Consider the following 11,882-nt stretch of genomic DNA (forward strand, 5'->3'; position numbering starts at 1 on the left):
ACCGCGGCATGGGGTTCCTGACTCTTGCGGCGCGGCGGCTTCTGGCGGCGGCGCCCGCGCTTCTGATCATTTTGGCGGGCCTGTTCCTGCTGCTGCAGCTGGCGCCCGGCGATACCGTCGACGCACTGGTGGCGCAGATTGGTGGCGCCGACCTCGCCACCATTGCGGCCATGCGCTCGCACTACCAGCTGGACGAGTCGGCCAGCGCGCGCCTGGGCAACTATCTGTGGCGGCTGGCGCATCTGGACCTGGGCTATTCCGCCATCTATGGCAAGCCGGTGGCCGCCGTGATCGCCGAGCGCCTGCCGGCGACCCTGCTGCTGATGGGATCGGCGCTGTCGTTCGCCTTTGCGGGCGGCATGGCGCTGGGCGTCGTCGCGGCGCGGCGCGTCAACGGCTGGGCCGACGGGCTGATCTCGACGCTGGGGCTGGTGTTCTGCGCCACGCCATCGTTCTGGTTCGGCCTGATGGGCATCTTCGTGTTCGCGGTGTGGCTGGACTGGGTGCCGGCCGGCGGGTTCGAGACCATTGCGTCCGGCTACACGGGCCTGACCCGTATCCTGGACATCGCGTGGCATCTGATCCTGCCCACCGCGACGCTGGCGCTGATCTTTCTGGCCATCTACCTGCGCATCATGCGCGCATCGATGCTGGAAGTGGCCTCGCACGATTTCATCCGCACCGCCCGCGCCAAGGGGCTGCGCGAAACGGCAGTCGTGGCGCGGCACATGCTGCGCAATGCGCTGCTGCCGATGGTGACGCTGCTGGGCCTGCAGGCCGGGACCATGCTGGGCGGGTCGGTCGTGGTCGAAAGCGTCTTCGCCTTGCCCGGCCTGGGCCGCCTGGCGTACGAATCTGTCGTGCAGCGCGACCTGAACACCTTGCTGGGCATCGTGTTCGTGTCCGCGCTGCTGGTGATCGCCATCAACTTCATCGTCGACCTGCTGTATGCGCGGCTTGACCCGCGCATTGTCCGGAGCTGAACCATGGAAACGCTACGCCGTTACTTCCACAGCCCCGTCGCCGTGCTGGGCCTCGTGCTGCTGGCGGCCGTCTGCGCGGCCGCGCTGGGCGCCGACTTCTGGTATCCGCGCAATCCGCTCAGTCTGGCCGGCCGTCCGCTTCAGTGGCCCGGCGACAACGCGCGCTTTCTGCTGGGCACCGATCAAGTGGGGCGCGACATCGCCGCGCAGATCCTGCACGGTGCGCGCGTCACGCTGGCCATCGGCCTTGCCGCGACGGTCGTGTCGGTGCTGATCGGCGTGGTGCTGGGCGCCGTGGCGGGCTATTACGGCGGCCTGGCCGACGACCTGCTGATGCGCGTGACCGAGGCCTTCCAGATCCTGCCCAACTTCCTGTTGCTGCTGGTGCTGGTGGCCGTGTTCGGCTCGGACCTGCGCACGGTGGTGCTGGCGATCGGGCTGGTGTCGTGGCCGCCGGTGGCGCGGCTGACCCGCTCTGAATTCCTGACGCTCAAGACCCGCGAGTTCGTGCAGGCGGGGCGGGCGCTGGGCATGGGTGACCTGCGCCTCATCTTCCGCGAGATCCTGCCCAACGCCTTGCCGCCTGTGATCGTCTACGCCAGCGTCATCATGGCCACGGCGATCCTCCTGGAAAGCGCGCTGGCCTTTCTGAACCTGTCGGACCCCAACGTGCCGTCCTGGGGCAACCTCATCGGCGGCGGCCGCGGGGTGATCCGGGTCCAGTGGTATGTGTCCGCCATTCCCGGCATTGCCATCCTGCTGACCGTCCTGGCGATATCGCTGGTCGGGCAGGGGGTGAACGACGCTCTCAATCCCAGGCTGAAACGATCATGACCGAACTGCTTCGCATCGAAAACCTTACCGTGGACCTGCCGCCCGGCGCCGACCGGCCGCATGCGCTCAAGGGCCTGACGCTGGCGGTCAACCCGGGCGAGATCGTCTGCGTCGTCGGGGAAAGCGGATCGGGCAAATCGCTGACGGCCGGCACGATTCTCGGCCTGCTGCCGCAAGGGGTGCATGCCAGCGCCGGCCGCGTGCTCTGGGAAGGGCAGGACTTGCTGAAGCTTGCGCCCGATGCGCTGCGCCGGCTGCGCGGCCAGCGCATCGGCATGATCTTCCAGGAACCGATGACCGCGCTCAATCCGCTGCGCACCATCGGCGACCAGATCGCCGAGGTGTTCCGCACGCACACGCGGCTGTCGCGCGCCGTGATCCGTCAGCGCACGCTGGACCTGCTGGAATCCGTCCGGCTGCCCGACCCCGCGCAGGCGCTGGGCGCCTATCCGCACGAGCTGTCGGGCGGACAGCGGCAGCGCGCAATGATCGCCATGGCGCTGGCGCTGGAACCGGCGCTGCTGATTGCCGACGAACCGACAACCGCGCTGGACGTCACGACGCAGGCGCAGATCCTGCACCTAATCCACGACCTGCAGCGCCGCAAGGGTACGGCGGTCCTTTTCATTACGCACGATTTTGGCGTGGTGGCCGAGATTGCCGACCGCGTCGCCGTCATGCAGCGCGGCGAACTGGTGGAAAGCGGCACGGCCGATCAGGTGCTGGAACATCCGCGCCATCCGTACACCCGCGCGCTCATCGCTGCGGTGCCGCCGCTGGCGCCCGCGCCGGCCCGCGTCGACCTTGGCGGGAACGCGCCTGCAATCCTGACCACGCAGGGGTTGTCCAAGACCTACCGCAAGCGCGGCTGGTTCGGCCGGCCCGGCCGTGTGACGCACGCGGTGGACGACGTGACGCTGACGCTGCGGCGCGGCGGCACACTGGGCATCGTGGGCGAAAGCGGGTCGGGCAAGTCCACGCTGGCGCGCACGCTGCTGGGACTGCTGCCGCCCGATGGCGGCGACATTACGCTGGCCGGCGAGCCGCTCTCGTTCAAGGGCGCGCGCGCCCGCCGCGCCCATGCGCAGCGCGTGCAGATGGTGTTCCAGGATCCGTACGGCTCGCTGAACCCGCGCCAGCGCGTCGGCGAGATCGTGGCGCAGGGCCCCATCGTGCATGGCACGCCGCGCCGCGAGGCGCTGGCCCGCGCGCAGGAACTCTTTGAACTGGTGGGCTTGTCGCCTGATGCCGTGCGGCGCTTTCCGCACGAGTTTTCGGGCGGCCAGCGCCAGCGCGTCGGCCTGGCGCGCGCGCTGGCGATGCGGCCGCAAGTGCTGATCGCCGATGAACCGGTGTCGGCATTGGACGTATCCGTGCAGGCGCAGGTGCTGGCGCTGCTGGCCCGGCTGCGCGAGCAACTGGGCCTGTCCATCGTCTTCATCACGCACGACCTGCGCGTGGCCGCACAGGTCTGCGACCACATCGCCGTCATGAAGTCGGGCCGCGTCGTGGAAGAGGGCGTGTGCGCCGACGTGTTCACCAATCCCTCCCATCCCTACACGCAGGCGCTGCTGGCAGCGGTGCCGGGCCGCCGCTGGGATCCGGCCGCGGTCGTCACGCGGCTCGCCGCCTGAACCTGGCCATCGTCGAAACCTAGGCCAGATGACAGGCGCGGCCCGGGTCAGTGTCCCGCGGACGCGCCCGGCTGCGCGTAGCGGCCGACCAGCGTCGCGCTGGCCTCGTTCAGCCCCACGACGTCGACCTGGCGGCCGGCCCGGCGCAGCTTGAGCGTCACCTTGTCCAGTTCGCCGACGGCCGAGATGTCCCAGAAGTGCGCGGCCGACAAGTCGATCACCACGCGCTCAACGTCCTCATGGAAGTCGATCGCCGCCGAGAACCGGGACGCCGAGGCGAAGAAGATCTGGCCGGCATAGCGGTAGGTGCGCGTGCGGCCGTCCTCGGACAGCGACGCGTCCACGTCGAGCAGCCCCTTCACCTTGCCGGCAAAGAACAGGCCGCTCAGCACCACGCCGACCAGCACGCCGCGCGCCAGGTCATGCGTCCAGACCACCACGGCCACGGTGGCCAGCATGACCACCGATGACTGCCACGGATGCGAGCCGAGGTTGCGCAGCGAGCGCCAGTTGAAGGTGCCGATGGACACCATGATCATCACGGCCACCAGCGCCGGCATCGGAATCTGCGCCACCAGCGGGCCCAGCGCCACGATCAGGAACAGCAGGAAGACGCCCGCCACGCAGGTCGACAGCCGCGTGCGGCCGCCGGCGCGCACGTTGATGACCGATTGGCCGATCATGGCGCAGCCGCCCATGCCACCCAGAAAGCCGGTGACGAGGTTGGCGATGCCCTGGCCCTTGCATTCGCGCCGCTTGTCGCTGGGCGTGTCGGTCATGTCGTCCACGATCTGCGCCGTCATCATCGATTCCAGCAGGCCCACCGCGGCCATCGTCAGCGAGTACGGCAGGATGATGCGCAGCGTCTCCAGCGTGAAGGGCACGTCGGGAATCGCGAACGACGGCAGAGCCGACGGCAGCGTGCCCATGTCGCCCACGGTGTTGACGTCCAGGTCGGCAAAGATGGACACGGCCGTCATCACGATGATGGCGATCAGCGGCGACGGGACGGCGGTGGTCAGGCGCGGCAGCAGGTAGATGACGGCCAGCGCGGCGGCCACCATCGCATAGGTCACCCACGTGACGCCGATCAGCTGCGGCAACTGTGCCATGAAGATCAGGATGGCGAGGGCGTTGACGAAGCCGGTCACGACCGACCGGGACACGTATTGCATCAGGAGGTCCAGCCGCAAAAAGCCGGCTGCGATCTGCACGACCCCCATCAGCACCGTCGCGGCAAACAGGTAGCCGACGCCGTGATCGCGCACCAGTGGCGCAACCAGCACCGCGACGGCGGCCGTGGCGGCCGAGATCATGCCGGGTCGTCCGCCCATGAAAGAAATGATGAACGCGATGGAAAACGAGGCGTACAGGCCGACGCGAGGGTCGACACCGGCGATGATGGAAAAGCCGATGGCTTCGGGGATCAGGGCAAGGGCGACGAGCACGCCCGAGAGAATGTCCGCGCGCGGATTGGCCATCCAGTCGCGACGAAGCTTGGAAAGAACTGACATTGATTGGCTAAGCTGAATTGAACAAGCGCCAGGCGTGGGTCGCGTTGCCGGTGTGCGCGGCAGCGGAGTGCGGCAGCCGACTATGGCAAATGAGGGCGAACGCCCGTGGTGCTTGAGAGTTGTCCGAGGGATAGGCGCCCGGCCGAGCCACCCGGCAGGCCGGGTCCATCTGGGATCGCGACAGCGTCGCAGCCGCGCACCCATTGCGGGTGCGGCGGACGCGATTGTACTCCCTTGGAGCGTTACGCCGTCATGACGCCATCGACACTAGCGCGGCGCAGGCGCAGGCCCCGCGTAGTACGCCGCCAGCGCCTGGATCTCGGCATCGGTCAGGCGTTGCGAAAATGCCCGCATCACGCCCACGTCGTCGTTCTGGCGGGAGCCATTGCGAAACGCGTTCATCTGGTCGGTGAAATACTCGCGCGATTGACCGGCCAGACGCGGCAGCAGCGGTCCTTCGCCCATGCCGCGCAGTCCGTGGCAGTTGGCGCAGGCGGGCAGCGCGCGAGCGCCGTCGCCGTCAACGTCCAGCCGGCGGGCGGCCTCGCCGCCAAACTCGCCCACGTGCAGCGGCGGTCCGGCAAGCGTGCCGTAGTAGGCTGCCACCTGGCCGATTTCCTGTTCGGTCAGGGCGCGGGCAATCGTATTCATCAGCGGCTGCACGCGGGTGCCCGAGCGGAAGTCGGCAAGTTGCTTGGCCAGGTATTCGCTGCGCAGGCCTGCCAGGTTGGGGAAGATGCCGCCGGTTGGCGTGATGCCGGCGGGTCCGTGGCAGGCCACACAGGCCTGCACCGCGGCGCCGGGTTTGCCGTTTGCGGCAAGCTGCTTGCCCGCTTCGGGATCGGCCTCGTTCAGCCATTTTTCCCAGTCGGGGCGCGACGCGGTGAAATCGGTTGCGCTGCGTCCGGGCACGGGTTTCATCGGGGCGGGAGCGGCGCCCGGAGCGGCAGGGGCGGCAGGCGTTGTGCCTGTTGCCGAAGGTGCTGCTGCCGGTGCGGCAGGCGCGGCGGCTTGGCCAGCCGCCACCTGTGGCGCCGGGCTGGCTGCGGGTGGCGGCGGCTGCGGCACGGCGGAAGCCCGGATCGCCTCGTCGCCGCCGGCGCCCATCATCTGGACGCCGGTGGCGACCAGCGTGATGACCGGCACCGCGATCATCAGCCCGACGGTGAAAAAGATGCCTTTGCGATGTTCGCTCATGATGACACCAGCGGGCCCGGCGAACGCAGATAGTCCGCCTTGATTTTCTCTACGATCCAGTAGGCGGTGGCGCCCACGGTGCCGGTCGGGTTGTAGCCCGAGTTTTGCGGAAACAAAGCCGCGCCCGTGACGAACACGTTGGGCACGTCCCACGACTGTCCGTAGCGGTTGACGACGCTGGTGTTGGGATCATCGCCCATGGCCGCGCCGCCCGTCAGGTGGGTGGACTGGTAGGCCGTGGCCGAAAACGGCCGCTTGCGCGGGCCGGGCTCGGTGCGGGCGATGCCCTTCATGGCGCGCGCGATCTCATCGCCTTTCTCGGTCAGGAACGCCGACATGCGGATGTCGTTGTCGGGAAAGTCGTAGGTCACGCGCAACAGCGGCAGGCCCCAGGCGTCCTTGTACGTGGGATCCAGGCTCAAATACCCGCCGCGCCACGGCTGCGCCGAGCCCGTGATGGTGATGTTCGCCGCATGGTTGTAGTGGCGCGCGACGGCCTTCTTCCATTCCGATCCCCACGACGGCGTGCCTTTAGGCGTCGGATGAAAGCCGATGGGCGCGCCACTGACCACCTGGATCTGCAGATAGCCGCCGCCCACAAAGCCCACCGGCCCGTGGTCGAAGTTGTCGGCGCTGAAGTCGTCCATCGTCACCGCCACCGCGCCGGCCCCCATGAACGGGTTGATGTTGACCGACTCATCGAAAAACAGATTCACGCCCGAGGTGGTCTGGTGCGTGTAGTTGCGGCCCACGACGCCGGTGTTGGTGACCGGATCGAACGGCTTGCCGATGCCCGACAGCAGCAGCAGGCGCACGTTGTTGATGCCGAATGCACAGAGGAACACGATGTCCGCGGGCTGAAAGACTTCTTCGCCGGCCGCATCCACGTACGTCACGCCGCGGGCGCGCTTCTTGTCCGGTGTCAACTCCACGCGCAGCACGTGCGCGCCGGTGCGGATCTCGAAGTTTTCCATCTTCATCGCCACGGGCAGAATGCAGACCTGCGGCGAGGCCTTGGCAAAGTGCTCGCAGCCAAAGTTCGAACAGAACCCGCAGTACACGCACGCGCTCATGTGCAGGCCTTCGGAGTTCACGTACGGCCGCGTGCAGAGCGCGGACGGCTGCACGTAAGGGTGATAGCCCAGCTTGCGCGCGGCCTCGCCGAACAGCGCGGGCGCGTAGGGCACCTTCATGGGCGGGTTGGGGTAGGGGCGCGAGCGCCAAGGCTCGAACGGATTGCCGCCTTCCTGCTTTTCGCCCTTGATGTTGCCGGCCTGGCCCGACGCGCCGATCAGGTAGTCGAAGCGGTCGAAGTAGGGCTCGAGTTCGTCGTACGTCACGCCCCAGTCCTGACAGGTCAGCTCCTTGTCGAAGATGTCCTTGCCATAGCGTTCGTTGTAATGGCTGCGCATGACGAAGTCGGTTGGATCGAAGCGGTAGTAGGCGCCCGACCAGTGATTGCCCGCGCCGCCCAGATGCGTGCCGGGGTAGGCGAACTGCCAGCGCCGCATCGGCAGCGCCTTCTGGTCCGTGTTGTTGCGGAACGTGTAGGTTTCCGTCGCGGCGTCCTGGTGCAGTTCATGGCGCCGCGTGTACTTGAGTTCGTCGTGGACATTGGGGCCCTGGAAATCGGGCGAGGGCCAACGCGCCTCGCCCCGTTCCAGCACCACGACCCGCTGCTTGGCGGCCGCGAGTTCCTTGCCGATGATGGCGCCGGTCCACCCGCCGCCGATAATTGCCACGTCTACCGCAGGCAGCGTCTTAGCCATGCTTGCCTCCCGGCGTCATCTTGTGGCCCACGGCGTTGGCAATGGAGACCGGCTGGCCGGCCCAGATCACGCCGTGGCGTTCGATATCGTTGGAAAACGAGGCAAACGCGCCGGGAAATCCCACCAGTTTCCAGCCCACCATGTCGGCGTTGCCGCCGTACAGCGGGTCGGAAAAGAAGCCTTCGATCGTGCCTTCGAGCAGCGCCTGAAAGAACACGCCTGACGGCAGCGGCGAAAAATCCGGCTTGCCTTCCTGCATGTCGCGCAGCCAGGCGTCCTGCCGCGCGGCGTCCAGCTCGGCGAAAGGCTTGCCGTCCTGCTTACGCGCGGCGGCGTCCAGCGCGGCAAGGCCGCGGCGGAACATCTCGGCCGGCGTGAACGACAACTGGTAGCCCTGTTCCGGCGTGCCTTGTTCAAACGGGCCTTGCCGGTAGAGCTGGCTGCCCGCACCCCAGGCGCCGGCCAACTGGCCGTCCAGAAAGAACGTCACGCCAGCTTCCTTGGCGCCCGGCCCCAGGTCGTCGGCCGGAATCAGGCGCGCGGCGATGGCATCCATCGTCAAGGCTTCCTGCGCGTTGAAAAATTTGAGCGTTCGGTTGGCGGCGCCGCCCGTGGCGGCACCTTCTTGATGGGGAGTGGGGGAGGCAGGGTCCGGGGCGCTGATCGCGCGGGGCGCCCACGCTGCGCCGGGGACACCGACGGCCAGGGCTTTGAGCAGCCCCCGCCGGCCGGGTACAGGTTTATCACTCATGGTTTGCTCCATGGCGAGGCAGGCACGCAACTTGCCCCTGGATGAAAAGAGATCCCGCGTCAGCTCGTTGGCCTGGGGCTCAGTGTGTCACCGTTGTCGACGAAGGAGCAACCATGAAACAACCGATTCTGTATCTGTGCGCTACGGCGATGAGCGGCTTGCTTGCCACCAGCGTTTCCGCGCAGCGCATTGAAAAAACGCTAGTTGCCCAGGCGCAGACGACCACGCCTGACACCCGCACCGGCAGCCAGTCCCAGCCGGATCGCAAGGCGGGCACGCCGAAGACGCCGGCTCAGGAGAAGTCCATGCCCCACCAATCCAAACAAGGAGACAAGGGCGATCACGGCAAGCGCGATGCGTCGCGTGCCGGGTCGAGTCCTCGGCAGGACGACGCCGGCACCGACACGCGCGGGGCGAAGGGGACGCCGGGCAGCAATACGGGGTCCACGGGACACGGCGGTATGCCGGGGTCGGGCGCGTCATCGGGTTCTGGCGGCACGGCGGATCCGCGCGGCCAGTGAAGGTGGTGACATCCCCTAGTCGCGCGGATTTCCGATTCAGGTAATATTCAGGGTCCTGTAAGAAAGAGAGCGCGGCGGATATTCCGACTTTTTGCTGCCCCGGCAGCCTGGAGCCGTCCGCCATCTATGAACGAAGACCCTCCTCCTAGCAGGGCGCCGCGGATCTGCCGGCGCCCGTTATCTCCTCTCCACACTGCCGCGGCAAGGGCTGTTTCCCTGCGCGCCGCATTCCCCAGCGCCTCCGCGGCCACGCCGCGACTCGGCGGCCGCGCGCCGCCTCGCCAGGCCGTGCCCGTCGGCGCGCCTGTGCAGCCTCTGCGGCGCGCTCCTGACACTACGCCTTCCCGCCGACGCGCTTCGCTAGCGCGTCCGCTTACGTTTTCCGTGGAAACCTGATGATTTTCGACTGGATGTCCGACCCTACCGCCTGGCTTGGCCTGGCGACGCTGGTCGTGCTTGAAATTGTGCTGGGTATCGACAACCTGGTGTTCATTGCGATCCTGGCGGACAAGCTGCCGCCCGAGCAACGCAACCGCGCACGCCTGATCGGCCTGACGCTCGCGCTGGTGATGCGCCTGGGCCTGCTGGCCAGTATTGCGTGGGTGGTCACGTTGACCGCGCCGTTGTTCACGGTGATGGGCGCCGAGATTTCCGGACGCGACCTGATATTGATCCTGGGCGGCCTGTTCCTGCTCTTCAAGGGGACGATGGAGCTGCACGAACGTGTCGAAGGCAGCGCCAGCCATGACCAGGCGCAGAAGCCGCAGCATGCGGTGTTCTGGCAGGTCATTTTGCAGATCGTGGTGCTGGATGCCGTGTTCTCGCTGGACTCGGTCATTACCGCCGTGGGCATGGTGCAGGACCTGAGCATCATGATGATCGCCGTGGTGGTCGCGATGGCCGTCATGATGCTGGCCAGCCGCCCGTTGATGGCCTTCGTGGGCCGCCACCCGACGGTCGTGATCCTGTGTCTGGGCCTGTTGCTGATGATCGGCTTCAGCCTGGTCGCCGAAGGCCTGGGCTTCCATGTTCCCAAGGGCTACCTGTACGCGGCCATCGGCTTCTCGATCCTGATCGAGCTGTGCAACCAGTTGGCGCGCCGCAATCGCGCCCGCGGCACGCATGCGCTGGGCCGCCGTCAACGGACGGCGCAGGCCGTGCTGCGCCTCTTGCGCGGCGGCCGTGCCGGCCAACCCGTGTCGCAAGCGGACGAAGTGGTGGCGCTGGTCGACGGCGCGGGCGACGAGCCGGCTTTTGCGCCCGAGGAAAGCTCGATGATCGAACGCGTGCTGTCCATCGGCGCGCGCGACATCCGCTCCATCATGGTCCCGCGCGGCGACATGATCTGGCTGGACGTTGCCGACACGCCGGACGTCATCGTGCGCAAGTTCGCGACCGGCCACTCGCGCCTGCCGCTGTGCGCGGGCGACCCGGCCAACGTGCTGGGCGTGCTGCACTTCAAGGAAGTGCTGCCGCTGCTGCAGAACCCCGGCCCGATCGACCTGGTGGAACTGGCGCGCGAACCGCGCTACGTAATGGAAACCACGCCGGTGCTGAAGGTGCTGGATGAGCTGCGCGCCTCGCGCGATCACATGCTGATCGTCGTGGACGAACACGGCGTGTGCGAAGGCCTGGTCACGCCGATGGACGTGCTGGAAGCGGTGGCGGGCGACATGCCGGAGCACCAGGAAGACCAGCCCGAAGCCTTGCAGCTTTCCGACGGTTCGTGGTTGCTGGGCGGACGGCTGTCCGTGGACGAAGCGGCGCGCCTGCTGGAAGCGCCGGCGCTTGCCGACGATTACCCCGATGCGACGCTGGCCGGGTGCCTGCTGCGCGCGGGCGGCCGGATCCCGGAAACAGGCGACACCGTGATGCTGCGTGACTGGGGCTTTGAGGTGACGCGTCGTGACGGGCTGCGCATCGACCAGGTGCATGCGCGGCCGCATCAGCCGCAGGCCAGCGCGGCCGATTGATCAAAGGGCGGGGCGGGCGACCGCCTCAACTGCAGATGCGGCGCCACGGCGACCGGTTCACCGGGCAATAGCCCGGGCACCGCGTCGCTACCGCCAAGCCGCTGACGCACTGCTCGTTCGGCTCGGTAAAGCCGTATTCCATGCTGCCGTAGCATCCGCAAAGCTCCAGCACGGTGCCCGGCGGGTGCTTCTGCGGCTCGGTCGGCGCCTTGCCCGACGGTTTGGCGGCGCTGGCCGACGGCGCGGTGGCCGCCGTTGCCGCGGATCTCGTCGCGGCAGTTGCCGCGGATTTTGCTGCGGGCTTTTCGGCGGCGTTTTCGGCGGACTGCGCTGCAGAAGTCGCGGCGGATCCTGCCGCCGCCGCGCGCGTTTCAGCGCCAGGCGTCGCGCGCGGCGCCACTGTTTCGGCGGGCGCGCGGTTGGCTTTCGCGTCGACCGCTCCCAGCCTTTCCTTCACCGCCGCCGCGCTCATGCCACAGCGTTTGGCAATCGTGGCCACGCTGCGGCCCGCGTCGGCCATCCCGCGCAAGGTCTTGTCGCTGCATGCGGCCAGCGCGCCGGCCGGCGCCAGTAAAGCCAGCATCAGCAACGCGCACGCGAGTGCGCCAGGTCTGCTCAGCGTCATGACGCGCCTCCCGCACCTTGGTGCGCCAGGGCAGAACCACGCCCGGTTGGACCACGAGTGCGGGGTAGCGTAAAGCGCCTA

At 67.9% G+C, this 11,882-nt stretch carries 10 protein-coding genes and 1 other annotated feature; of the genes, 5 read left to right on the forward strand and 5 right to left on the reverse strand.

Translation table 11 applies throughout. The annotated features are described in order from the left end of the window. The first annotated feature begins 8 nt into the window (after window positions 1-8). The 3 genes from KW836_RS15150 to KW836_RS15160 are packed head-to-tail and all read left to right on the forward strand — an operon-like array spanning window position 9 to window position 3,451. Window positions 9-983 carry an ABC transporter permease gene (locus KW836_RS15150; protein WP_218343791.1) on the forward strand — a complete coding sequence of 325 codons (975 nt, stop codon included), beginning with the start codon at window positions 9-11 and terminating at the stop codon, window positions 981-983. A gap of 3 nt (window positions 984-986) precedes the next feature. After that, window positions 987-1,817: an ABC transporter permease gene (locus tag KW836_RS15155; RefSeq protein ID WP_105238898.1), complete on the forward strand. Its 831-nt coding sequence runs from the start codon at window positions 987-989 to the stop codon at window positions 1,815-1,817. Next, complete coding sequence (locus tag KW836_RS15160; protein WP_175121563.1) at window positions 1,814-3,451, forward strand: ABC transporter ATP-binding protein; 1,638 nt, start codon at window positions 1,814-1,816, stop codon at window positions 3,449-3,451. Before KW836_RS15155 ends, KW836_RS15160 begins: the two co-directional genes overlap by 4 nt. Before the next feature lie 47 nt (window positions 3,452-3,498). On the opposite strand, the gene KW836_RS15165 is transcribed toward KW836_RS15160, so the two are convergent. The 4 genes from KW836_RS15165 to KW836_RS15180 form a co-directional block, all read right to left on the reverse strand. Further along, entirely contained in the window at window positions 3,499-4,965 is a 1,467-nt protein-coding gene (locus tag KW836_RS15165) for a SulP family inorganic anion transporter (RefSeq protein ID WP_218343792.1), read from the reverse strand. Window positions 4,966-5,082: 117 nt separating this feature from the next. Further along, window positions 5,083-5,135, reverse strand: a sequence feature (sul1 is cis-regulatory element that is thought to sense ions involved in sulfur or methionine metabolism; They are found in Alphaproteobacteria). A gap of 97 nt (window positions 5,136-5,232) precedes the next feature. Further along, window positions 5,233-6,162 carry a c-type cytochrome gene (locus KW836_RS15170; protein ID WP_218343794.1) on the reverse strand — a complete coding sequence of 310 codons (930 nt, stop codon included), beginning with the start codon at window positions 6,160-6,162 and terminating at the stop codon, window positions 5,233-5,235. Next, window positions 6,159-7,931 carry a GMC family oxidoreductase gene (locus KW836_RS15175; RefSeq protein WP_175136521.1) on the reverse strand — a complete coding sequence of 591 codons (1,773 nt, stop codon included), beginning with the start codon at window positions 7,929-7,931 and terminating at the stop codon, window positions 6,159-6,161. Before KW836_RS15175 ends, KW836_RS15170 begins: the two co-directional genes overlap by 4 nt. Further along, window positions 7,924-8,682 (reverse strand): gluconate 2-dehydrogenase subunit 3 family protein, encoded by a 759-nt coding sequence (locus KW836_RS15180; RefSeq protein ID WP_175121559.1) that lies wholly within the window; start codon window positions 8,680-8,682, stop codon window positions 7,924-7,926. Before KW836_RS15180 ends, KW836_RS15175 begins: the two co-directional genes overlap by 8 nt. A gap of 113 nt (window positions 8,683-8,795) precedes the next feature. Here KW836_RS15180 and KW836_RS15185 point away from each other — a divergent pair, with 113 nt between their 5' ends. Next, on the forward strand, window positions 8,796-9,203 hold the full coding sequence (locus KW836_RS15185) for a hypothetical protein (protein WP_218343796.1): 408 nt from the start codon (window positions 8,796-8,798) through the stop codon (window positions 9,201-9,203). 395 nt (window positions 9,204-9,598) lie between these two features. Next, window positions 9,599-11,176 carry a TerC family protein gene (locus tag KW836_RS15190; RefSeq protein ID WP_175185286.1) on the forward strand — a complete coding sequence of 526 codons (1,578 nt, stop codon included), beginning with the start codon at window positions 9,599-9,601 and terminating at the stop codon, window positions 11,174-11,176. 25 nt (window positions 11,177-11,201) lie between these two features. Here KW836_RS15190 and KW836_RS15195 read toward each other — a convergent pair whose 3' ends face one another. After that, entirely contained in the window at window positions 11,202-11,801 is a 600-nt protein-coding gene (locus KW836_RS15195; protein ID WP_218343798.1) for a hypothetical protein, read from the reverse strand. Between the last annotated feature and the right edge of the window lie 81 nt (window positions 11,802-11,882).

Origin of the sequence: Achromobacter sp. ACM05, from assembly GCF_019218915.1 — a bacterium.
Taxonomy (GTDB): domain Bacteria; phylum Pseudomonadota; class Gammaproteobacteria; order Burkholderiales; family Burkholderiaceae_B; genus Achromobacter; species Achromobacter animicus.